The sequence below is a fragment of the Roseateles sp. FW305-36 genome (genome assembly GCF_058787015.1).
In genome coordinates, this window is record NZ_JBYSZK010000022.1 from 1 (window position 1) to 21,754 (window position 21,754).

The following is a 21,754-nucleotide window of genomic DNA, read 5'->3' on the forward strand; positions in this document are numbered from 1 at the left end:
GGGTTTGGCGATTTCCAGTCTCTCAAAACCTCGCCGGGTGAACACCCGCAACAACCTATTGAACCTTCACAGCTAGCCCGCCGGCTGGACCAGGTTGACGGCCATGGGCTGGTGGCCATCGAGGATGTCCGTCGTGACCTCGCGCAGCACGACGGCACCATGCCGCTGCCGCCAGATGTCCCAGAGATGGGCGGCATCGGCGTCGATGCTGGCGGGCCCCTTGAGCGCATAGGTGCGGCCCGTCTTGGTGGTGACTTCTTCGGTGTCGATGTGCACGAAGGCCACCGCCGAGGAGACCTTGGCGCAGTGCTGGTCTTCGAGATAGCCGACGAGATGCCAGGTCGGCGCGTCGTAGCTCGGCACCTGCACCTCCCAGGCCCGCCAGCGCACGAGCACGATGCGCGGCTGCTGCGAGAAGGGCGTCGAGATCCAGAAGCCGCTCATGCGCGTGCCGGCCTGGCATGGGGAGGCTGCGCGCCCGGCATCGGCCGGCCTGTCGTCGGTCGATGTTCACGCGCACGGCGCCACAACGGCAGCGGCACCGCGTACGCCCTGAACGCTTCAGGGTCGAGGTTGCCGAACCAGTTCGGCACGGTCAGTCGAAAGGGAGTCCTCATGCCAGGGCCTGCACTGCTCAACCGTGAGCGCCCCTGAACGATGGCCTGTGGCACGTCGCCCGGCTGTAGGACGTCGAGCTGCTTACAGATCGGTCGGCCGGCAGGGGCCTAGGGGGCCTTCGACGCGCTGGGCGGCATGATCGACCACTGCTGGCGATACTCGACGCGGTAGGGCAGCAGGTCGTCGACTTCCAGCTGTCCGAGCTGGCGCAGCAGCTCCGTCGTGACCGCGATGGGGCGGGCGACGCGGCCGCTGGGCGCTTGCTTGGAGAAGGCCCGCTTCAGCTCGTCGGCCAGTTGCCAGCCCTGCAGGCCGGTGGGTTCGGCGATGGTGGCCAGCTGCTGCGAGCGACCGGAGCGGATGCGGCTCAGCGCCGAGCGCGAGCCGTCGCCGGCAGCGATGCCGACGATGTCGGCGCGGCCCAGGGCCTGCAGCGGGAAGTGCATGGAGTCCATGTAGACGTCGTTGATGGCCAGCACATGGGTCCAGCGTTTGCCGAAGCGCTGCTGCAGCTTCTCCAGCGCCGCCGGCATGGCCTTGGCGGCGTTGGAGATGGGCAGGTCCTCGACGGCCAGCAGCTCGCAGCGCGCGCAGCGCGACAGGGCCTCACGCATGCGCAGCGTTTTTGCGTTGGCGATGTCGAAGCGGCTGTCGTTGAAGATGACGACGCCGGCCTGGCTGCCGGCCGGCGGGTCCACCAGGGCCGCGGCCATGTCGGCGACGGCATTGGGGTCGGTGCTGACGTTGGCGAACAGATGAGGCGTTGTCCCGAGGCGCGCCGATGCATGCCATCCCACCAGCGCGGGCAGGGCGCGAGATGCCCCGGCCAGCCGGTCGGCGATGTCGCTCTCGTCGAAGCCGCCCAGCACGATGCCATCGACACCCGCCGCCAAGGCTTCGTCGAACAGCTTGCGGATGATCGCCTTGTCGCCCTTGCCGTTGACGATGCTCAAGCTCCAGCCCAGCTCCTGGCAGGCCTGCTCGAAGCCGCGGTAGACGGTGGTGATGCCGCCGTTGCGGAAGTCCTGGGCGAGGAAGACGACGCGCCGCGGTGGTCCGGTCGTCGAGTCGTTCTGGGCCAGGGCGACGCCAGCGGACAAGGCGGCCAGCGCGCCGAGGACCGAGCGGCGCAGCCGGCGTGACGGGACTTGGGCTGTCGAGCTGACACGAATGGGCGTCATTCGCGCAGCCTACCGCGCCGCGGCCCCGTTGGGGTGATCAGTAGATGTCCACCTTGACCTTGTCCACCGTGTATTTGCCGCTGCCGTAGTAGCCCTTGCTCGTTGCATCCCGCGTGAAGCGCAGATGGATGACGGGTGAACCGCTTGGGTAGCTGGGGCCACTGCTGTAGACCGGCACCGGCGCCATGCCCACGTTGACCGTCGGCGTCTGGTCGACGGTGCGACTGAGGGATTTGGACGTTTCGAGCGCCGCGAAGATGTCGGCCGAGTTGTAGGCACTGCCGTAGTAGTAGGCGGTGCCGATGGCGCTCTTGCTGCTGGTCACGACCTTGCTCGACCAGTTGTACTTGTCGCCCGGCGTCAGCAGGCTGACGCGCAGCCCGTTGACCTTGTAGTAGCTGCCGGTCTGCACGCTCGCGCCGGCCGTGTCGACGATGAGCAACTTGTTGGCGCCATAGACCGTGGCCGTCTGCGCCGAGGTGTCGACGACCACGCCGGTGTTTTCGTCCACGCCAAAGCCCTGGGCCACGCCCAGGTCGCGCAGGGCCGCGGCCAGGCGCCCGAGGCGACCGGAACGGCTGTCGAAATGCGTGTCACTGAGGATGCCCGCCGGCAGATAGCCCAGGGCCTTCATGGTCGCACCGTTCTCGAGATAGCGCAGGGCCGTCAGGCCGTCGCGCGTGTCGCCGAGCGTCTGCCAGCCGGTGACGGGCGTGGCCGGCAGGTCGGCACCGTAGTAGAGATAGCCGTAGCTGACACCGGCCGCATGCATGTTGACGTTCAGCGCGTGGTTGCCGGCCGAGTCGCCCGCGATGACGATGCTGCCGCCGCCATTGCTCCAGCGGCTGCGCAGCGCGGCGGCCAGGGCCGTGTCGGCGCCGCTGTCGGTCAGCAGGGTGCGGATGATCTTGGCCTGGTCGCCGCCGACGAACCACACCGCGTCGGCCTGGTTGAGGATGGCGATATTGGCCTGGCCCTCGGGCGTGCTGGCGCTGGTGTGCACGCCGTAGTTGTCGATGTGGGCGGTGATGAACTTCGGGCTGAAGCCGTGGGTCTGGAAGAGGTTGTAGTAGCCGCGCTTCAGCGGCGTGGAGCCGCTGGCCGGGATGTCGTTGTTGAAGGCATCCAGGCCGGTGGCGTAGCTGTCCTTGGCGGCCGTGATGACGGCGATGCGCGGGCAGGCCGTGGTGTTCCAGTTCGTGCCGCAGTTGCTGGTGCTGCTGATGTTGGGCGTGAAGCCCGAGTCGCGCCCGGTGGCCTTGCGCAGGCCGTTGACGAAGAGGTCGGTGTTGGCGTCTTCATAGGCGCCACCGGAGAGGAAGAGTTTGCCGGCCGCAGCCGGCAGGGAGGCTGCGGCAAGCAAGCCGCACAACACGATGCCAACGACTGATGTCTTCTTCATGTGCACTCCAGAGGAGGAGGGTGGCGCCGGAATGGCGGCCTCGGACCCTGGAGTGCACGGTAGTGACGGGGCCGTGTCGGCGAAAGGTAGTGACTTGCAGCGGGGCGACGCCGACTTGCGTCGCTGTGCCGGCCTCGGGAATGTCCCGGGCGGGTGGCCCCTTAGGAAGCCCGCCAGGTCAGCACCGGGCCGCCATCGTCGATGCGTGCGTGCACCGGCGGCTGGAAGCCTGCTGCCTTCAATGCTGCGAGCACCGGCTTGTGCGTGTCGGGCACGTCCAGCACGTGGCGTTCCGCAGCATCGCCGAGGAAGGACAGATAGACCGTCTGGCGCGGCAGCAGGGCCGCGAGATGGCTGCGCCAGTCGGGACCCAGGCGAGCTTCTGCTTCGGCCGGGTCGCCGGGGTAGAAGCGTGCGCCCAGGGCCTGCCAGAAGGGCGAACGGCCTTGCGCATCGCGCCAGCCGGGGAGCTCGCAGACCAGGGTGTCGCCGAAGTCCGCCGGCCGCTCGCGCAGCTGCTGCTGGGCGGCGGCGATGAGCTGCGGCAACTCTGGCGTGGGTTCCAGTTGCGTCAGCTCGGCCGCGCCCGTGTGGTCGTTGCCGAGCAGCAATGTTGTCTGCACACGGAACAGGTCCAGCTCGGCGGCCGCATGCACGACGCGCCCGAGGCGGAAGTGGTAGCGCGGCAGCTGCAGGCCGATTCTGGGGATGAGCAGGGGACTCATTCGGCCACCTCCGTCTGCAGCGGCGTCACGAGAAGCCGTTCACCCGGCTGTGCCCCCACGCGCGCCGCGGTGGCCGCGTCCACGTCGTGGCCGACTTCGGCCAGCACGGCGCGAAAGCGCGCCCGCTCCGTGCAAGCGACGAGCGCCCATTCGCTCGGACCTTGGCGGTCGTCCTGAACGATCACATCCCGCGCCAGCCTCACGCTGCGCAGCGACGCCAGCGGCGCCTCCACCGTCGGTCCGCCGTCGAAGATGTCGACATAGGTGTCGGCGTCGAAGCCCTCGTCCTGCAGGATGGAAAAGGGCAGTTCGCCCACCGGATGCAGCTGGCCCAGGGCCCACTGCGCGGCCTCGGGCAGCAGGGCCACGTAGATGGGCGAAGGCGGCATCAGGTCGGCGATGCAGGCGCGGCTGCGGCCGCCGATGATGGCCTCGGCCTCGGGGTAGGCCATGCCGAAGAAGCGCCGGCCGACGGCGTCCCAGAAGGGGCTCTGGCCGGCGGCGTCGGTGATGCCGGGGCTTTCGGCTGCGATGCGCTCGGAGAAGCGCGCCGCGTTGTCGCGGATGAAGAGCAGGCGCGCGCGCGACAGCAGCTGGGCGGCCGGTCCCTGCTCGTAGTCGGGCTCCAGGTAGAAGGACGTCAGCAGCGTGGTGCCGGTCAGGTCGTGGCAGAGGTGCAGGGTGTGCATGCGCTGCGACACGCCGAGCGCCGTGCTGGCGTGCACGACGAACTCGTTGCGGTAGCTGTAGAAGCGGTCGAAGAAGCCGGCGCTGGCGGCAATGCCGGAGCAACCCACGATGCGCCCGGCGTCTTCCAGCACGAAGAGATAGGTCTCCTCGCCGCTGGCGTCGTCGGGGCTGGCGAAGGACTGCAGCGAGGCAGCGATGCGCGCGCGCAGCTTGGCCTCGTCATTGGGCAGCGAGCTGATGCCGTCGGCGCTGGCCGCGGCCATGCGCACGAGGTCGGGCAGGTCGGCCGCCGCCACGGGGCGCAGCAGCAGGGTGTTCATGGGCGGTCTCCGGAAGAGGGTTCGGCGCGCCAGGCCTGGGCGCGCTGGCTGCGTTCGTCGCGCGGCGTGCGGCCGAAGTGGGCGCGGTAGGCGTTGGAGAAATGCGGACCGGACGAAAAGCCGCAGGAGAGGCCGATCTGCAGGATGGATTGCGAGCTCTGCTGCAGCAGCCGGCGGGCGCGCGCCAGGCGCAGCTCCAGGTAGTGGCGCGAGGGCAGGGTGTCGAGGTGCTGCTTGAACAGGCGCTCCAGCTGGCGGCGCGACACGCCCACCAAGGTGGCGACTTCCTCGGTCGGCAGCGGCTCGCCGAGGTTGGCTTCCATCAGCGCCAGGGCCTCGGCCAGCTTGGGGCTGCCGGCGCCGCGCTGCTCGCTGTAGCCGCCGCGCTGGCGCTCGTCGCGCGGGCGCAGGCCCGTCAAGCCCAGGGCCTGCATCAGCTCGGGGCCGAGGCGTTCGCCATGCCGGGCGGCCAGCCAGGCGCAGCACAGGTCCATGGCCGCGGTGCCGGCGGCGCTCAGCCGGTCGCCGGCGGCATTGATGTCCCACAACCCCTGGGCCCAGGCGACGTTGGCGTGGGCATCGGCGAGGCCGTCCAGCAGCGGCCAGTCGGCGCAGGCACGCTGGCCGTCGAGCAGGTCGGCGGCGGCCAGCCAGGCGGCGCCGGCGGCGAGACCACCGAGCACGACACCATCGGCCGCCCAGCGCCGCAGCAGGGCGAGCGTGGGTTCGTTCGGCGGTGGCGGTTCGGCCACGATGACGAAGACGGCATGCCAGTCGGCGGGCGCCGCCGCGGTACTCGTCTGCAACAACACGCCGCCTTGTGCTGCGATGGCGCCGCCGGCCATCGACAACGCCTCGACGCGATAGACGACCTCATCCTGCAGCTCGTTGGCCGCCTGCAGGCTGTCCACGACGGCGGCCAGCGCGAGCAGCGGGAAACCCGGCTCCAGCAGCAGGCCGATGCGGCGGACGGGTGGCGTCATGCGCTCACTGTACCCAGCCCGTGAGCGCAGGAAAGGCCAGCAGGGCCAGGGCCATGGCGAGGTAGAGACCCTGCAGCGGCAGCATCCAGCGCACCCACTGGCCGAAGGGCACGCGGGCCAGGGCCAGCACGCCGACGGTGATGCCCGAGGTCGGGATGATGGGCGTGGTCAGCTCGCCGAACTGAAAGGCCAGCACGGCGGTCTGGCGTGTGACGCCGACGAGATCGGCCAGCGGCGCCATGATGGGCATGGTCAGCGCGGCCTGGCCGGTGCCGGAGTGGATGAAGAAGTTGATGACCGACTGGATGGCGAACATCTTCTGCGCCGCCAGCACCGGCGTGCTGGACGCCACCAGCGGCGCCAGCGAATTCAGCAGCGTGTCGATGATCTGGCCCTCGCGCATCAGGATGACGGTGCCCTTGGCCAGGGCGATGACCAGGGCCGTGCCGACGAGGTCGCGTGCGCCGTGCAGGAAGGCCGCCATGAACTCGTCTGCCGACAGCCGGGCGACAACGCCGACGGCCACGGCCATGACGAGGAAGAGGGCAGCGATCTCCTCGATGTACCAGCCGAATCGGACGACGCCGCAGATCATGACCAGCAGCGTGCCGGCGAACAGCCACAGCACCGTGCGGTGGCGGCCGCTCATGCCGGTGAAGGCCTCGAAGCTCGCGAGATCCAGCGTCTTGCGGCGCTCCTGGTCCACCGCATAGGTCGGGCTCAGCGTCGGGTCACGCCTGATGCGCGCCGCCCACCCCATCAAAAAGGCGATGGTGACCGTCGTCGCAACGACCCAGCACAGGGCGCGGTAGCCCAGGCCCGAGAACATCGGCACGCCGGCGATGCCCTGCGCCACGCCGACGTTGAAGGGATTCAGGAAGGCCGTGGCAAAGCCCACCTGCGAGCCGACGAAGGGAATGGCCACACCCGTCAGCGTGTCCAGTTTCAACGCCAGCGCGAGCGGAATGAAGATCAGCACGAAGGGGATGGCTTCTTCCGCCATGCCGAAGCTGGCGCCGCCCAGCGAGAACAGCGTGACGAAGACCGGGATGACGGCCACGCGCACCAGGGCCGAGCGGCTGTGGGCGCGGGCGACGGACTTGATCAGCGCATCGATGGCCTCGGTCTTCTGCAGTACCGCGAAGGCGCCGCCGACGATGAGGACGAAGCCGATGATCAGCGCTGCCTCGACAAAGCCCTTGATGGGTGCCGTCAGCAGCGCCGCGATGCCTTGCGGCTTGGCTTCGATGAGGTGGAAGCTGCCGGCGACGATCAGCGTCTTGCCGTTGACCGTCTCGGTCTGGAAGCGCCCGCCGGGAACGACCCAGGTGGCGGCCGCGATCAGCACCAGCAGCGCGAACAGCAGCACATAGGTGTTGGGCAGGCGCAGCTTCATGGGCTGAGCAGCTTGCCGCTGCGATAAGGCGTGGCGCCGGCAATCTTGGCCAGCCGCATGCCGCGCGTGGCGAAGCGCCGCGCGCTGCGGGCGAAGCAGCGGCCGCTGGCGCGGGCGTGCAGCGGCGTACGCGCGTCGGTCAGTGGGTCGATGAGCTCGGCGACCAGCTCGCCCGCCTCGACCCAGTCGCCGGGGGCCTTGTTGAAGACGACGATGCCACTGGTGGGCGCGGTGATGGGCTCCACGCCTTCCAGCGGTGTGGGCTCGCATCCCGGTGGCGGTGGTGGCGCCAGGCCGTCGACGTGGCCGAGGTGGCGCAGATACGCGAGCAGCGCATCGGCATCGTGCTCGGCCAGCTCGTGCGTGACGTCGGTCTCGCCGCGCAGCTCGACGGTGGCGGCCAGGCAGGCGTTGGGTGCGATGGGGAAGCGGCCTTCAAAGTGCGTGGTCAGCTCCCACCAGATGCGCGAGATGGACTCGTCGAAGGGATCGTCGCCCGACACCTCGCTGAACAGCAGGGCCTGGGCGCCAAGAAAGCCGGCCAGCGGGCGCAAGGCTTCGATCTGCGGCGTGCCGGTGTAGACATGCATGACGGCCTGGTTGTCGCAGTGCAGGTCCAGCACCAGGTCGGCGTCCATGGCGAGGGTCTGCAGCAGGCGTTTCAAGGCCTCGGCCTCGCTCATCGGCTGCCAGGCCGCCAGGAGTTGCTGGCAGGCGGCGCGGATGGTGAGTGTGTTGGTCGTGACGTCGGCGCCGAGCAGCGGCTCGACGAGCGGGATCAGCGCCGCCGTCAGATGCCTGAACTGGCGGTTGAAGTTGACGCCCGTACCGAGGTCGAAGCGACCGAAGGCCGTGCCCTGGATGTCCTGGGCCAGGCCGACGGGGTTGGCCATGGGCACCAGGACGATCTCGCCGGCAATCGCGCCGGCCGCATCGAGGACCGACAGCCGCTCGATCAGGCACTGTGCGACCAGCATCGGCGGCACTTCGTCGGCATGCAGGGCCGCATGGAGATAGGCCTTGCGGCCCGACTCGCCGTGGCCGAAATGCAGGCTGCGGACACGCCGCTGCGTGCCAGCGCTGGCGGCCGGCAGTTCGTGGAAGACGCTGCGCATGTCAGTTCGAAGCCAAGGGCGTGAACAACGGTGCAGCCATGCGCACCGGCATGACGTCCAGCCGCGCCTTCAGCACGGTGTAGTCCTCACCGCCCTGGGCGCCACTGAACCAGCCGACCAGGCCCGACCCTTTGTAGAGGCGGAACTCGAAGCCCAGCGTCGGCGCTGGGTCGCCGGGCCGTGGTTTGGCGCGATAGGCCAGGCCGCGCACCTCGGGCGCCGGGCCGTCCAGCAGTTGGGCCATGGCGGTGACGATGGCGTTGTCGGCCAGCATGTCGAGGAAGTAGTTGTCGTTCTGCAGATAGGGCTTGTAGTCGCTGGCGGCCGGGTCGATCCTGGGCTCGCGCAGCTTGTGGGCGGCGGGTGTCGTGACGCCGGTCTGGAGGTTGTGCCGGTCGCCGCGGTCTAGATAGCTCAGCAGCGCGCCACGCAGATTGAAGGCCGGCAGACTGGCATCGGCCTTGGCCTCGGACAGGTCCACCAGCAGGGCGCCGCGCGCACCGACGATCTCGACCTCGCCGCCCTTGACGACGGCCGCCGTGTTCTCCTCCACGCCCAGGCCGAGCTGGTAGCCCAAGGCGCGCATGGCCGGCAGCATGCGGCCGATGCGCCCGCGCTTGAGGAAGTGCTGGTCGACGAAGAGGTCGGGGCCGACGAAGCCCAGGCCGCGGTCGTACTCGCGGCCCTCGCGCCACTGGCCCTTGAGGATCTGCAGATTGTCCTGGGCGTCGCGGAACATCATGCGGCTCATGATCGCCGCGCCCGCGCTGGTGCCGGCTACCACGCCGCCACCGTCGAAGACCTGGCGGATGGCCTTCAGCATCTGGGTCGGCTCGCCCTTGGGCTGCAGGGTGTCGACGATGTATTCCTGGGAACCGCCCGAGAAGAAGACGCCCTTGGACGCGGCGACCTTGGCGATCAGCTGGGGGTCGTTGAGCCTGGCCTGAAGGTCGACGCCCTTCAGCCGCGGCGCGACGGGAATGGCTTCGGCCTTGGCGCCGTGGCGGTTCAGCGCCGCGACGATGAGGTCGGCGCTGCGTTCGGGATTGGCGGCGGCGGTGGCGAACACGGCGATGCGCGCGCCGGCGCCCCCCGACTCTTCGACGACGCGTTGCCAGACGGTGTCGTTGTCGGTCTTCAGGGCACCGCCGATGACGATGGCCGTGCCGGCATGGGCCGTGCCGATGCAGCACAGAGCGGCCAGGGTGAAGCGGGTCAGGAATCTCATGCGGCCATCTTGTCAGCGGGGGCGAGGCCGGACCAGCGGGTTGGGCTCGGCCTGGACCATGGACGCAAGTGCATGTCGCTTGGATGCAAGCGCTGTTGCGGGCTTGCTCGTGTCGTTTGCCGAGAAGCGACGCGCATTTGCGTGCAAGCGACCGCCGCGCCCAAACCCCATAGGCAAGCCATGCACCGCCTCCCTAACCTGAATGGCATCCGCTCCCACCCATTCATCACGAGGCCTTTCCATGACCCGCTCCTTCACCCGGCACCCGCTGGCGCATGCCGCCCTGCTCTGCGTCATTGCGCTGCCTGCGTACGCACAGCAAGACCAGAAACTCGAACGTGTCGAGATCACCGGCTCCAGCATCAAGCGCGTGGACGCCGAGACGGCGCTGCCGGTGCAGACCATCAAGCGCGATGACATCGCCAAGGCCGGCGTGACGACGGCGGCCGAGCTGCTGAAGAACATCAGCGCCGCCGCCGCCAACCTGGGCGACGGCGCCTCCATCACCGACAACACCGGCGGCCAGCGCGGCTTCAACGGCGCCAATCTGCGCGGCATCGGCGTGAGCAGCACGCTGGTACTGCTGAACGGGCGGCGCCTGGCCAACTTCGCCTCGCCTGGCGACGCCGCCGGCGTGGACCTGAACAGCATCCCGGCCGGTGCCATCCAACGCGTCGAGGTGCTGAAGGACGGCGCCTCGGCCATCTACGGCACCGACGCCATCGGCGGCGTCATCAACTTCATCACCCGCCAGGACTACACCGGCCTGGACCTCAATGCCTACGTCGCCGGCACCCAGGAAGGCGGCGCGGGCAAGAAGACTTTCACCGTCAGCGGCGGCGTGGGCGAGCTGGCGAAGGACGGCTACAACGTCTTCGCGACGCTGGACGTGCAGCGCCTGGACGCGCTGCGTTCCACGCAGCGCGAATTCATCCAGGAGCGCCCGCTCGTCAGCACGGTGCCCTACTACCTGTCCAGCCGCCCCTACCCCGGCAACATCCGCCTGTCGGGCACGGCGTCCACGCGCGCGGCCCAGCTCGCCGCCATCAACGCGGCCGGCTACACCTTCAACGGCAAGCCCTACACCCAGCGCACGGTCAACCTGTTCGCGCCGGCCTGCAACCCGCCGGCTTCGGTCTATGCGCCGACCCAGATCGGCAGCGAGGCCTGCGGCTACGACTACATGGCGGACACCGAGATCTATCCCAAGGCCGACAAGACCTCCTTCCTGACCCGCGGCATCGTCGACGTCGGCGGCGGCCACCAGCTGTTTGCCGAAGCCCTGCTCGCCCGTGCCGAGACGACCTATGTGCTGTCACCCAACCCGACCACGCTCAGCGGCGTGACCTGGGCCGCGGTGAACCCCTTCCTGCCCAAGCCCGTCAATGACTCGCGGACCTTCGAGGTGCGCTTCCGCGCCACCGAACTCGGCAACCGCACGAATGAAGTGCAGAGCGATGCCAACCGCGTCGTCGTCGGCGCCAGGGGCACGCTGTTCGGCGACTGGGACTACACGGCCGGCGCCAGCTACGCGGTCAACAAGGTGAAGGACCGCTATGTCAACGGCTACTTCAAGTTCAACGAGCTGCTGGCCGCGGTGAAGGCCGGCCAGATCAACCCCTTCGGCCCGTCGCCGGCATCCAGCCAGTCGTTGATCCAGTCGCTGCGCATCGACGACGTGGCCCGCCGCAGCGAGGGCGCGACCTCGGGCCTGGACTTCAAGATCACCGGCACCCTGGCCCAGCTGGAAGGCGGCGACCTCGGTCTGGCCCTGGGCGCCGAACTGCGTCGCGAGACCCAGAAGTTCACGCCCTCGGCCCTGCTGGTGGGCAACAACATCGGCGGCGACCGCGACTCCTCCGTCACGGCGCCGCCGCTGGTCGCCACCAGCTATGGCCGCAACATCGTCTCGGCCTATGCCGAGCTGAATGCGCCCGTCACCAAGACCCTGGAGATCCAGGCCGCGCTGCGTGCCGACCATTACGAGAACGTCGGCAGCTCCGTGAACCCCAAGTTGGGCCTGCGCTACCAGCCGAGCAAGGCCGTCGTGCTGCGCGCTTCCGCCGGCACCGGCTTCCGCGCGCCGAGCTTCAGCGAGCTCTACCGCCCGACCAGCTACGGCACCAGCCCGGCCTTCCTCTACGACAGCGTCTACGACGCCTTCGACCAGTACCCGACGCAGAAGGTGGCCAACCCCGACCTCAAGCCCGAGAAGAGCCGGCAGATGTCGGGCGGCATCGTCTTCGAGCCGGTCAAGGACAGCACGATCAGCCTGGACTACTGGCGCATCACCAAGACCGACGTCATCAGCGACCTGTCCGGCAAGATCATCCTGGAGAACCCGACGCGCTATGCGAGCTACATCCAGCGCGACCCGGCCGACGACTACCCGACGCTGATCCTGAAGAAGGAAAACCAGGGCGGGCTCAAGGCCTCGGGCCTGGACCTGGATGCGCGCTGGCGTTCGGCCGCGAGCGACATGGGCCGCGTGGGCCTGAACTTCAGCGGCACCTATGTCATCGAATACAAGCGCCAGTTCGGCCAGGCCGAGGGCTTCCTGGAGAACGCCGGTCGCTTCCTGCAGGACCAGGTCATCCAGCGCTGGCGCCACCGCGTGTCGGGCGACTGGGACTTCGGCCCGCTGTCGCTGACGGTCGGCAACAGCTTCTTCTCCAGCTATACCGACGACAGCTACCTGCCCGACACCGCGCCGCGCAAGGTCAAGGCCTATTCGCTGTGGGATACCAGCGCCAGCTACCGCTTCAGCAAGCAGTTCAGTGTGCGCGCCGGCGTGCAGAACCTGCTGAACACGGCGCCGCCGTTCAGCAACCAGTCCTACTACTTCCTGTCGACCTTCGACCCGACCTACACCGACCCGCGCGGCCGCAGCTGGTTCGTCAACCTGAGCTACCAGCTGCGCTGAGCGGACTCAGGAAGGCAGGACGCCGCGCGCAAAACGCGTGCGGCAGACCTGGGCGCCGTTGACCGTCTCGAAGTCGCTGGCCAGCATCAGCAGTTGCTTGCCGTCGGCCGTGGGCAACAGCGGCGTGGAGTAGTTCTGGCACCAGTTGGTCTGGGTCGGCGGCGGCACGGGCACGACCGGTGCGGCCATGGTCGTCCACGTGCCGCTGCCGTCGGCCGTGGCGCTGATGAAGACGGTGCCGCCGTTGCCGGAAGCGTCCACGCTGCCGGCGCTGGTGTTGAGGATCTGGCCGATCAGGGCAATGCGCTTTTGCGCCGGCAGCCAGACATGCGTGGGCGCATGGCGGAACCACAGGCCGGTGGCCGTCTTGGGTTCGAAGCCCTTGTCGGTGGGCGAGCCCCAGTCCAGACCGTCGGCCGAGCGCTTCAGATAGACGCGGCAGTCCAGGCCGGCCGTGCTGCAGAACTCGTAGCTCATCAGATAGCTGCCATCGCCCAGCTTGCTGGTGACGGCCATGCCGGGGCGGTCGCTGGACTTGTCGCCGCCGACCAGCAGGCGTGGCGCCGTCCAGGTGATGCCGTCGGCCGTGCTGGTGATCTTCAGCACCTGCGACTGACCCGGTTCGGTCTCGTCGGAATACATGCAGACCAGCTGGCCGCCCTTGGCGACGAAGAGCTCGGGCTCCCAGATGCCGGTGCCGTCGCCGCCGCGGGCCTTGAGCCCGACGCCGCAGTTGGCGTTCATCGAGGCCCAGGTCTTGCCGGCATCGGTGCTGCGGTAGATCGGGTGCTTCATCGGCGTGCCGGTCGTGTCCTGGCCGATGGAGGCCGACCAGACCAGGGTGCCGGCGGGCAGGGCACCGACAGCCGAGGGCAGCTCGTAGATCGATCCGCAGCACAGGCCCTTGGGCCAGGCCGCGTCGCTCACCGAGCCCTGCAGTGTGAAGCTGGCGCCGTCGTCGCGGCTGATGAAGATGCGGCCCTGGCCCTGGCCGCCGTTGAAGGCGATGGTGCTGGCGATGACGGTACCGTTCAGCGAGGCGTCGGCCTGGTGGGCCAGGCGGATGGCGCGCGGATAGAAGGCCGCGTCTTCGCCGTTGAGCAGGGTGCCTGTATGGATCGGCGTGGGCGGTGTCGGCGTGGTGGGTGCCGGGGTGGACGACGAAGCGCCGCCACCGCCGCCGCAACTCGTGCAGGCAGCGGCCAGCAACAAAGCCGGCAGCAGCGCGGCGGTGATGGCGAGTTTTTGCCAGAGCTTCATGAGGAGGGACATTGTTGCGCTCCAGTTGTGCAGGGATGAGTTCGGCCCACCGCGGCGCAGCGGGCGCTGCGGCGGGCATGCATGAGTGGGGTGGGTCCTAGGCTTCGCCCGAGGGCTTGCGCTGAGGTACGCCGCTGGCTATCGCCGGGCCGAACTCGGGTTTGCCATCGGCCGCCCAGCCAAAGCGCTGGATGCGCATCGTGCGGCCACTCGCGTCGCCGGCGTCCTGGTCCTTGGCGTGATAGACCAGCCAGTCTTCCTTGCCGTCGGGCGAGCGCGTGAAGCTGTTGTGTCCGGGCGCGAAGACCCTGTCCGTCGGGCCGAACAGGGGCTGGGGCGACTTGGTCCAGCTCTTGGGGTCGAGCGGGTCCTTGCCCGTCAGCTCCAGCAGGCCGAGGTAATAGACGGCGGCGGTGTGGCCGGCCGAGTAGACGACGAAGTCGCGGCCATCGCGTTGCAGGGCCTGTGGCGCCTCGATCCAGTAGTTGGCGCTTTGCGGCTGCCAGCGGCCGTCCACCTTGTGCCAACCTCGCTCCCAGTCGTGCTCGCCGCGGACGATGCGCACGCCGGGGCCGCTGGCGCGGGTCGGGCCGCTCATGGGCGCGATCCACAGGCCGTCGTCGGCATACATCCAGAACAGGCGGCCGTCCGCCAGGCGCAGCACCGAGCCGTCGATGGCATAGCGCTCATGCTCGGCATGGACGCGGCCGCGGTCGACGAAGGGCCCCATCGGATGCTCGGCCTCGAGCACGTAGTGGCGGTGGTTGGCGTCGATGCCGTCGGCGGCCGTGAAGTAGAGGTACCAGCGGCCATCGAGGTGGTGCAGTTCGGGCGCCCAGATCATCTTGCTGCGTGGACCACCGGGCTCGGGCGTCCAGACCTTGCGGCGTTCGGCCTGACGCCAGTCGCTCAACTTGGCTGAGCTGTAGACCCACAGCCCGCCTTCGGGGTCGAAGGTGGCGGTCAGGTAGTAGCGGCCCTCATGCCAGACCACGAAGGGGTCGCCGGCCTCGACGCCGGGCAGCACGGGATTGGTGAAGGTATCGGCTTGCGGCGCGGTCATCGCGGCTCCTGGCAGGCCCAGGCCGGCGGCTGCGGCCAAGCCCAGCAGGCCCCGGCGCTGCAGCGGCAAGCCGGGCTTGTCGTCGTTGTTCATGGCTGTTGTCTCCTCGCTCGCGGGCAGGTTGGCCCTCGAGGCGACGCGATGCTATTCGTCTTTCTTGTTTATAACAAGTAAATTGGTTAATAATGGGGCAAACACGGATTTGGAGATGACATGCGCGTGCTTGTGACCGGCGGGGCCGGCTATATCGGCAGCATCACGACCCTGCAATTGCTGGAGGCCGGTCACGACGTGCTGGTGCTGGACAACTTCAGCAATGCCAAGCCGGCCGTGCTGGAGCGCATGGCCCGGCTGGCCGGGCGCCGCCCGGTCTTCCGCGAGGGCGATGTGCGCGACACCGAGCTGCTGCGCCGCCTGATGTGGGAGCACGGCATCGAGGCCGTCATGCATTTCGCCGGGCTCAAGGCCGTGGGCGAGTCGGTGAAGAAGCCGCTCGAATATTTCGACAACAACGTGCAGGGGAGTCTCAGCCTGCTCGCCGCCATGCGCGCCACCGGCGTTCGCACCCTGGTGTTCAGTTCGTCGGCCACGGTCTATGGCCTGGCCGAGACCATGCCGCTGCGCGAGGACGCGCCGACCGGCACGACCAATCCCTATGGCCGCAGCAAGCTGATGGTCGAGGAGATCCTGCAGGACCTGGCCGCGGCCGACCCGCGCTGGTCGCTGTGCGCGCTGCGCTACTTCAACCCCGTGGGCGCCCATCCCAGCGGCCAGCTGGGCGAGGATCCGCAGGGCATTCCCAACAACCTGATGCCCTTCATCGCCCAGGTCGCTGTCGGCCGGCGTTCGTCCTTGCAGGTGTTCGGGCGCGACTACCCGACCGTCGACGGCACCGGCGTGCGCGACTACATCCATGTGCAGGACCTGGCCGCCGGCCACCTCGCGGCGCTGGGTCATGTGCATGGCCGGCCGGGCTGGCATGTCTTCAACCTCGGCACGGGCCGGGGCAACTCGGTGCTGGAAGTGCTGCGCGCCTACGAGGGTGCGTGCGGCCGCGAGCTGGCCCATGAATTCGTGCCGCGCCGCGGCGGCGACGTGGCGCAGAGCTGGGCCGACCCGGCACGTGCGCAGTCCACCCTGGGCTGGCAGGCGAAGCTGAGTCTTGAGCAGATGTGCGTCGACAGCTGGCGCTGGCAGTCGCAGAACCCGAACGGCTACGACGTTGTTTCCTGAAAGCTTGCAGCCCGCGGCCGTAGTGCATGGATGCGGGCCGAGCGACGGGCCGCTCCCTAGCCGGCCCGCTCTGGCGATGTGCTTGCGGCTCGATGCCGCCAGCATCGCCGTCCCCTCGGGGACCGACCGGGCTCGCCCGCGTTCAGCGGGGCGAGACTGGGCGAGGGGTTTCAACCGTTCAGGTGGCTCCGGGGCCCGTGCCGCGCGGGAAGTCGAACGTCACCCGCATCACGATGTCCTGCGGGTAGTTGCCGAACTTGCGGCCGAAGAGGTTCATGCCGCCGCGGTTGCGGGCATCGGGCTTGACGCCCAGGCGCACCTTGATGTGGTTGGTCTGCGGCAGGGTCAGCTGCTCGATGCCAACGGCGCTCAATTCGACGCCGTCGATCATGGACGACTTGGGACCGACGCTCCATTGCTTGAGCAGGCCGTGCGTCGTGCGGTCGGTCTGCCACCAGGACGGCATCAGCAGCGAGGCCACGCCGCCGTAGTCGCCGGGGCTGGTCCAGGTGCCGATCTCGACGTCGTTGATCCACAGCGTGATGTCCGACGGCCAGTCCTCGTTGAACTGCGGCGCCTCGGAGCAGATCTCCATCGACAGCTCGAGGTGACTCGGCACGGCGCCGTAGGGCAGGTTGTTGGGGAAGGCGTATTCGACATAGCCATCGCCGCCGAACCACAGCAGCTGGGCATAGACGTGCTCGGGCTCGAAGAAGGAGCGCGGGTCGTCCAGCATGCCGATGATCTTGGTCTCGCTGACCAGGCCGCAGGTGGGCTTGGCCTCCACATGCCGGTAGCTGCCGATGGGCATGTTGATGGAGATGACGTTGGGCTTGCTCTCCACCGCCGCACCCGGCAGGCGCAGCCGCACTTCGTCGTAGCGCTTGGAACAGAGCTTCTGCTGGCCGCGCGTGCCGGGCTCCACTTCCACCGACACCAGGCCCACGGCCTGCAGCTGGTTGATGTTGAAGCTGACGGTCGAGTGCGGCAGGTCCATGGCCGAGGCCAGTTCGGACACGTTCAGCACCTGGTGGGTCAGCATGCCCAGCATGGCCTGGCGGGTGTCCGAGGCCAGAGCCTTGGCCACGGCCAGGGCGGCGTCGCCCTCCACCATCAGGATTCGGCTGCCTGCAACCTCCATCGTTCTCGCCTCGCTTCCCGCTTTGGACCCAAAGAAGTTGCGAGTTTATGCGGCCCCTCGCGCGCCGCTCAGCGCGCTTTCCCTGGGGAAAAGCGGGCTCATTAGGGTAAAGACTGATTCGTTATTAACAAATAAACTGGCGATAATGGCGGCATGAGTTCCAGAGATCCCAGTGAGCGCGTGCACCGCCGGCTGAACCCCCTGACGGGCCGGCATGTCCTCGTCTCGCCGCACCGCACGCAGCGCCCCTGGCAGGGCGCCCAGGAGGCCGTCGACGACACGCCCCTGCCGACCCATGACCCGAGCTGCTATCTCTGCGCCGGCAGCACCCGCGCCAACGGCCAGCGCAACCCGGACTACCGCAGCACCTTCGTCTTCGGCAACGATTTCGCTGCCCTGCAGCCGGCCGACGGCGAGGCGCAGGCCATGGCGACAGTCGGCGGCCTGATGCGGACCGAGCCCGTCGCCGGCGAATGCCGCGTGCTGTGCTTCTCGCCCGATCATTCCAAGACCCTGCCCGAACTGGACTCCGCCGCGCTGCGCGCCGTCGTGCAAGCCTGGATGGAGCAGTCGGCCGACATGGGCCGCCGTCATCGCTGGGTGCAGGTCTTCGAGAACAAGGGCGCGGCCATGGGCTGCTCCAACCCGCATCCGCATGGCCAGGTCTGGGGCCTGGACCGCCTGCCCGACGAGGCCGAGCAGGAAGACGCGCATCAACGGGCCTTCCTCGCCGGCCAAGGCGAGCCCCTGCTGGTGCGCTATGCCCGCGAGGAACTGGCGGCCCAGGAGCGTGTCGTCGTCGAGACCGAACACTGGCTGGCCGTCGTGCCCTTCTGGGCGGCCTGGCCTTTCGAGTCCCTGCTGCTGCCCAAGGCTCGCACGCTGCGACTCGAATCGCTGAGCGCCGTGCAGGCCGACGACCTGGCCGTTGCCGTGCGCCGCCTGACGACGCGCTATGACAACCTCTTCCGCACCAGCTTCCCCTACTCGATGGGTTGGCATGGCGCGCCGCATGAAGCCGGCCGTGCGGACGATGAGTCCCTGCGCCACTGGCAGCTGCATGCCCACTTCTATCCGCCGCTGCTGCGTTCGGCGACGGTGCGCAAGTTCATGGTGGGCTTCGAGATGCTGGGCGAGGCCCAGCGCGACCTGACGCCCGAGGCGGCCGCCCAGCGGCTGCGCGAAGTCAGCGACACGGTGCACTACCGGCGGCAGGCGAGGGCGGCATGACCACGACACCCCAGGCAATGCCGCGCCAGCGCGCGGTGGATGGATTCACTCGCGCCTACGGTGGGGCGCCGCAGCATCTCAGCCGTGCACCGGCCCGTGTCAACCTCATCGGCGAGCACACCGACTACAACGAGGGCTTCGCCATGCCCTGCGCCATCGACCGCGACACCGTCGTGGCCGCGGCGCCGCGCGATGACGACGTCATCGAGGTGCTGGCCTGCGACATGAAGGGCGCGACGGGCCGCTTCAGCGTCGGCGATGCCGCCCGCGTGGAGGGCAGCCCGCAGTGGCTGCGCTATGTGCAAGGCATGGTCGCCGTGCTGAAGGTACAGGGACTGCCCATCGGCGGCGCCCAGCTCGCCATCGCCGGCAACGTGCCCCAGGGCGCGGGCCTGAGTTCGTCGGCCTCGCTGGAGATGGCCGTCGGCCAGGCGCTGGCCGCGCTGAATGGCTGGCAGCTTGCGCCCAAGGCCATGGCGCTGGCCGGGCAGAAGGCCGAGAACACCTACGCCGGCTGCCAGTGCGGTGTGCTGGACCAGATGTCCTCGTCCCTCAGTGTGGCGGGGCACGCCCTGCTGCTGGACTGCCGCAGCCTGGATGTGAGGCCCATCCCGTTGCCGGCGGGCACGGCGGTGCTGGTCATCGACTCCAAGATCCAGCGCGGCCTGGTGGACAGCGAATACAACCTGCGCCGCCAGCAATGCGAAGCCGCTGCGGCCGGCCTGGGTGTGAAGGCCCTGCGCGACGTGAGCGACTCGCTGTGGTCGCACCGGGGTGGCGAGCTGGACCTCGTCGTGCGCCGCCGCGCCCGCCACATCATCAGCGACAGCCGGCGCTGCGAACTGATGGCCGGCGCGATGGCGCGAGGCGACCTGCGCGAGATCGGGCGCCTGATGCGCGAGTCGCACTGGTCCATGCGCGACGACTTCGAGATCACCGTGCCGGCCATCGATGCGCTGGCGGCCCTGGTGCAGGACGTCATCGGCGACGCTGGTGGCGCGCGCATGACCGGCGGCGGCTTCGGCGGCTGCGTCATTGCACTGGCGCCCCAGGACGCCGTGGAAGAAGTCCGTGCCGCGGTGGCCGCGGGCTATCGCTCGCCCGACGGCCGCGAGGCCGAGGTGCACGTCTGTTCGGCCTCGGGCGGCGCCGGGGTGCTGACATGACGGTGCTGGACGTGTTCACGCTGAAGGCGGCCGACGGCCTGAGCATCGCCGTGACGAATGCCGGCGCGGCCTGGATGTCCTGCCGAGTGCCGGTCAACGGCGCTCAGCGCGAAGTGCTGCTCGGCTACCAGGCGCCGGCCGACTACCTGACCCAGCCCGGCTATCTCGGCGCCGTCGTCGGCCGCTACGCCAACCGCATAGCCTACGCCGGCTTCGAGCTGGACGGCCGGCGCATCCAACTCGAAGCCAACGAAGGCGAGCATCAACTGCATGGCGGCGCGGGCGGATTCCATCGCAAGCTCTGGGAGGTGGTCTCGCACGCCGAAGACCGCCTGGAACTCGCGCTGTGCTCGCCGGAGGGCGACCAGGGCTTCCCGGGCGAGTTGAGCGTGCGCGCCATCTACCGCGTCGAGGCGCCGCTGACCGTCAGCGTGACGCTGGAGGCCACGACGACGGCACCAACGCTGTGCAACCTGACGAGTCATGCCTACTTCAATCTCGACGGCGATGCGGCCGACATCCGCAACCACAGCCTGCAGATCGAAGCCGACCGCTACCTGCCGGTCCGCACGGACCTGATCCCGACCGGCGAGCAGGCCGCCGTCGCCGGCACGCCCTTCGACTTCCGCATGCCGCGCCGCATCGGTGAAGCCCTGGATGCACTGAAGGGCGCCATGCCGGCCTGCCACGACCACTGCTGGCTGGGCGGCAATGCGACGCTGCAATCCAGCGACGAGGCCCTGACCCTCGAGCTGCACAGCACCGCCCCCGGCCTGCAGTTCTATGCCGGCGAGTTCCTGCCCCGCACCCCCGACCGCGAGGGGCGGACCTACGCCGCCCACGCCGGCCTGGCTCTCGAGCCGCAAGCCCTGCCCGACAGCCCCCACCACCCCGAGTGGCCGCAGCCTGATGCCGTACTGCGCCCCGGCGACATCTACCGTCAAACGCTGATCTATCGTTTCACCCCGGCCCCCCGATCATGAGCAACCCGACTTCCTCTCCCGCCCGCTGGACGCCCGAGCAGGCCCATGCCTGGTTCAAGGCCCAGCCCTGGGCCCTGGGCGCCAACTTCGTGCCCGCCTCGGCCATCAACCAGCTGGCCATGTGGCAGGCCGAGACCTTCGACCCCGAGCGCATTGACCTCGAACTCGGCTGGGCCAGGGGGCTGGGCATGAACACCATGCGCGTCTTCCTGCACGACCTGCTGTGGTCGCAGGACGCCGGCGGCTTCAAGCAGCGCATTGCCCAGTACCTGGACATCGCCGAGCGCCATGGCATCTTCACGATGTTCGTGCTGTTCGACTCCTGCTGGGATCCCGAGCCCAAGCTCGGCCCCCAGCGCGAGCCCATCCCCGGCGTGCACAACTCCGGCTGGGTGCAGAGCCCCTCGGCCGCCCAGTTGGCCGACCGCTCGACCTGGCCCCAGCTGCGCGCCTATGTCGAGGACATCGTCAAGACTTTCGGCCAGGACAAGCGCATCACCTACTGGGACATCTGGAACGAGCCCGACAACCAGGGCGGCGGCATGGGCTACTACCTGCCGCGCGAGGCCAAGAACAAGATCGCCCTGGTCGCCGAGATGATCCCGCAGGCCTTTGCCTGGGCTCGTGCGCAGAACCCCATCCAGCCGCTGACCAGCGGCCTCTGGCTGGGCGACAACTGGGGCCCGGATTCGCCCGAGCTGAACGCGGTGCAGAAGGCCCAGCTCGAATGCTCCGACGTGGTCAGCTTCCACGACTACAACTGGCCCGAGAAGTTCGAGGCCCGCATCAAGCAGCTGCAGAGCTATGGCCGGCCGCTGATCTGCACCGAATACATGGCGCGCAGCCTGGGCTCGACCTTCGACATTGCCCTGCCCATCGCCGCCCGCGAGGACATCGGCATGATCAACTGGGGGTTTGTGGACGGCAAGAGCCAGACCAAGATGCCCTGGGACTCCTGGCAGCGCCCCTACACCATCCACCCGCCGCTGGTGTGGTTCCACGACGTGCTGCACACCGACGGCACGCCTTACCGACAGCGAGAAGCGGAGCTGCTACGGCAATATGGCGCTCCCCGCGCACGCTGAGCATTGACACCA

18 protein-coding genes are annotated in these 21,754 nt (G+C 68.9%); 6 read left to right on the forward strand and 12 right to left on the reverse strand.

Annotated elements, in window-relative coordinates:
* Positions 1-72: 72 nt before the first annotated feature.
* The 9 genes from AC3WOE_RS28240 to AC3WOE_RS28280 all read right to left on the reverse strand — a co-directional run bounded on the left by AC3WOE_RS28240 (position 73) and on the right by AC3WOE_RS28280 (position 9,658).
* Positions 73-444 carry a hypothetical protein gene (locus AC3WOE_RS28240; protein WP_492695406.1) on the reverse strand — a complete coding sequence of 124 codons (372 nt, stop codon included), beginning with the start codon at positions 442-444 and terminating at the stop codon, positions 73-75.
* Between the two features lie 281 nt (positions 445-725).
* Positions 726-1,799, reverse strand: a complete 1,074-nt coding sequence (locus AC3WOE_RS28245) for a substrate-binding domain-containing protein (RefSeq protein WP_492695408.1) — start codon at positions 1,797-1,799, stop codon at positions 726-728.
* 37 nt (positions 1,800-1,836) lie between these two features.
* Positions 1,837-3,201 carry a cyanophycinase gene (locus AC3WOE_RS28250; protein WP_492695410.1) on the reverse strand — a complete coding sequence of 455 codons (1,365 nt, stop codon included), beginning with the start codon at positions 3,199-3,201 and terminating at the stop codon, positions 1,837-1,839.
* Positions 3,202-3,362: 161 nt separating this feature from the next.
* Entirely contained in the window at positions 3,363-3,926 is a 564-nt protein-coding gene (locus tag AC3WOE_RS28255; RefSeq protein ID WP_492695414.1) for an arginine N-succinyltransferase, read from the reverse strand.
* Positions 3,923-4,936, reverse strand: a complete 1,014-nt coding sequence (locus AC3WOE_RS28260; protein WP_492695416.1) for an arginine N-succinyltransferase — start codon at positions 4,934-4,936, stop codon at positions 3,923-3,925. The genes AC3WOE_RS28255 and AC3WOE_RS28260 overlap by 4 nt, the downstream gene beginning before the upstream one ends.
* Complete coding sequence (locus AC3WOE_RS28265; RefSeq protein WP_492695418.1) at positions 4,933-5,919, reverse strand: GlxA family transcriptional regulator; 987 nt, start codon at positions 5,917-5,919, stop codon at positions 4,933-4,935. The genes AC3WOE_RS28260 and AC3WOE_RS28265 overlap by 4 nt, the downstream gene beginning before the upstream one ends.
* A 4-nt stretch (positions 5,920-5,923) precedes the next feature.
* On the reverse strand, positions 5,924-7,315 hold the full coding sequence (locus AC3WOE_RS28270) for a YfcC family protein (protein ID WP_492695420.1): 1,392 nt from the start codon (positions 7,313-7,315) through the stop codon (positions 5,924-5,926).
* Positions 7,312-8,430: a succinylglutamate desuccinylase/aspartoacylase family protein gene (locus AC3WOE_RS28275; RefSeq protein WP_492695423.1), complete on the reverse strand. Its 1,119-nt coding sequence runs from the start codon at positions 8,428-8,430 to the stop codon at positions 7,312-7,314. The genes AC3WOE_RS28270 and AC3WOE_RS28275 overlap by 4 nt, the downstream gene beginning before the upstream one ends.
* A 1-nt stretch (position 8,431) precedes the next feature.
* On the reverse strand, positions 8,432-9,658 hold the full coding sequence (locus AC3WOE_RS28280) for a cyanophycinase (protein WP_492695424.1): 1,227 nt from the start codon (positions 9,656-9,658) through the stop codon (positions 8,432-8,434).
* 241 nt (positions 9,659-9,899) lie between these two features.
* On the opposite strand from AC3WOE_RS28280, the gene AC3WOE_RS28285 reads away from it, so the two are divergent.
* Positions 9,900-12,581 carry a TonB-dependent receptor gene (locus AC3WOE_RS28285; RefSeq protein WP_492695426.1) on the forward strand — a complete coding sequence of 894 codons (2,682 nt, stop codon included), beginning with the start codon at positions 9,900-9,902 and terminating at the stop codon, positions 12,579-12,581.
* Positions 12,582-12,587: 6 nt separating this feature from the next.
* On the opposite strand, the gene AC3WOE_RS28290 is transcribed toward AC3WOE_RS28285, so the two are convergent.
* Together AC3WOE_RS28290 and AC3WOE_RS28295 are read right to left on the reverse strand one after the other, a co-directional pair.
* Positions 12,588-13,841, reverse strand: a complete 1,254-nt coding sequence (locus tag AC3WOE_RS28290) for a sialidase family protein (RefSeq protein WP_492695428.1) — start codon at positions 13,839-13,841, stop codon at positions 12,588-12,590.
* A gap of 97 nt (positions 13,842-13,938) precedes the next feature.
* Positions 13,939-14,997: a glycoside hydrolase family 43 protein gene (locus AC3WOE_RS28295; protein WP_492695430.1), complete on the reverse strand. Its 1,059-nt coding sequence runs from the start codon at positions 14,995-14,997 to the stop codon at positions 13,939-13,941.
* Positions 14,998-15,117: 120 nt separating this feature from the next.
* Between AC3WOE_RS28295 and galE the strand changes: the two genes are divergently transcribed.
* Positions 15,118-16,137, forward strand: a complete 1,020-nt coding sequence (gene galE, locus AC3WOE_RS28300; RefSeq protein WP_492695432.1) for a UDP-glucose 4-epimerase GalE — start codon at positions 15,118-15,120, stop codon at positions 16,135-16,137.
* A gap of 178 nt (positions 16,138-16,315) precedes the next feature.
* Here the strand turns inward: galE and AC3WOE_RS28305 are convergent, their stop codons facing one another.
* Positions 16,316-17,278 (reverse strand): ArsR/SmtB family transcription factor, encoded by a 963-nt coding sequence (locus AC3WOE_RS28305; RefSeq protein ID WP_492695433.1) that lies wholly within the window; start codon positions 17,276-17,278, stop codon positions 16,316-16,318.
* Between the two features lie 153 nt (positions 17,279-17,431).
* Here AC3WOE_RS28305 and AC3WOE_RS28310 point away from each other — a divergent pair, with 153 nt between their 5' ends.
* The 4 genes from AC3WOE_RS28310 to AC3WOE_RS28325 are packed head-to-tail and all read left to right on the forward strand — an operon-like array spanning position 17,432 to position 21,742.
* The gene (locus AC3WOE_RS28310) at positions 17,432-18,508 is read left to right on the forward strand and encodes a UDP-glucose--hexose-1-phosphate uridylyltransferase (RefSeq protein WP_492695434.1); all 1,077 of its coding nucleotides are present in this window, start codon (positions 17,432-17,434) and stop codon (positions 18,506-18,508) included.
* Entirely contained in the window at positions 18,505-19,674 is a 1,170-nt protein-coding gene (galK, locus tag AC3WOE_RS28315) for a galactokinase (protein ID WP_492695435.1), read from the forward strand. The genes AC3WOE_RS28310 and galK overlap by 4 nt, the downstream gene beginning before the upstream one ends.
* Positions 19,671-20,657, forward strand: a complete 987-nt coding sequence (locus AC3WOE_RS28320) for an aldose epimerase family protein (RefSeq protein WP_492695437.1) — start codon at positions 19,671-19,673, stop codon at positions 20,655-20,657. The genes galK and AC3WOE_RS28320 overlap by 4 nt, the downstream gene beginning before the upstream one ends.
* Positions 20,654-21,742, forward strand: a complete 1,089-nt coding sequence (locus AC3WOE_RS28325; protein WP_492695439.1) for a glycoside hydrolase 5 family protein — start codon at positions 20,654-20,656, stop codon at positions 21,740-21,742. The genes AC3WOE_RS28320 and AC3WOE_RS28325 overlap by 4 nt, the downstream gene beginning before the upstream one ends.
* Positions 21,743-21,754: the final 12 nt, after the last annotated feature.

Bases quoted from the DNA above. Each gene is read 5' to 3' on its own strand.
- galK (WP_492695435.1), top strand. From the start codon at position 18,505: ATGACCACGACACCCCAGGCAATGCCGCGCCAGCGCGCGGTGGATGGA.
- AC3WOE_RS28275 (WP_492695423.1), bottom strand. From the start codon at position 8,430: ATGCGCAGCGTCTTCCACGAACTGCCGGCCGCCAGCGCTGGCACGCAG.
- AC3WOE_RS28310 (WP_492695434.1), top strand. From the start codon at position 17,432: ATGAGTTCCAGAGATCCCAGTGAGCGCGTGCACCGCCGGCTGAACCCC.
- AC3WOE_RS28240 (WP_492695406.1), bottom strand. From the start codon at position 444: ATGAGCGGCTTCTGGATCTCGACGCCCTTCTCGCAGCAGCCGCGCATC.
- AC3WOE_RS28250 (WP_492695410.1), bottom strand. From the start codon at position 3,201: ATGAAGAAGACATCAGTCGTTGGCATCGTGTTGTGCGGCTTGCTTGCC.
- AC3WOE_RS28265 (WP_492695418.1), bottom strand. From the start codon at position 5,919: ATGACGCCACCCGTCCGCCGCATCGGCCTGCTGCTGGAGCCGGGTTTC.
- AC3WOE_RS28305 (WP_492695433.1), bottom strand. From the start codon at position 17,278: ATGGAGGTTGCAGGCAGCCGAATCCTGATGGTGGAGGGCGACGCCGCC.
- galE (WP_492695432.1), top strand. From the start codon at position 15,118: ATGCGCGTGCTTGTGACCGGCGGGGCCGGCTATATCGGCAGCATCACG.
- AC3WOE_RS28295 (WP_492695430.1), bottom strand. From the start codon at position 14,997: ATGAACAACGACGACAAGCCCGGCTTGCCGCTGCAGCGCCGGGGCCTG.
- AC3WOE_RS28320 (WP_492695437.1), top strand. From the start codon at position 19,671: ATGACGGTGCTGGACGTGTTCACGCTGAAGGCGGCCGACGGCCTGAGC.
- AC3WOE_RS28255 (WP_492695414.1), bottom strand. From the start codon at position 3,926: ATGAGTCCCCTGCTCATCCCCAGAATCGGCCTGCAGCTGCCGCGCTAC.
- AC3WOE_RS28245 (WP_492695408.1), bottom strand. From the start codon at position 1,799: ATGACGCCCATTCGTGTCAGCTCGACAGCCCAAGTCCCGTCACGCCGG.
- AC3WOE_RS28285 (WP_492695426.1), top strand. From the start codon at position 9,900: ATGACCCGCTCCTTCACCCGGCACCCGCTGGCGCATGCCGCCCTGCTC.
- AC3WOE_RS28260 (WP_492695416.1), bottom strand. From the start codon at position 4,936: ATGAACACCCTGCTGCTGCGCCCCGTGGCGGCGGCCGACCTGCCCGAC.
- AC3WOE_RS28290 (WP_492695428.1), bottom strand. From the start codon at position 13,841: ATGAAGCTCTGGCAAAAACTCGCCATCACCGCCGCGCTGCTGCCGGCT.
- AC3WOE_RS28325 (WP_492695439.1), top strand. From the start codon at position 20,654: ATGAGCAACCCGACTTCCTCTCCCGCCCGCTGGACGCCCGAGCAGGCC.
- AC3WOE_RS28280 (WP_492695424.1), bottom strand. From the start codon at position 9,658: ATGAGATTCCTGACCCGCTTCACCCTGGCCGCTCTGTGCTGCATCGGC.
- AC3WOE_RS28270 (WP_492695420.1), bottom strand. From the start codon at position 7,315: ATGAAGCTGCGCCTGCCCAACACCTATGTGCTGCTGTTCGCGCTGCTG.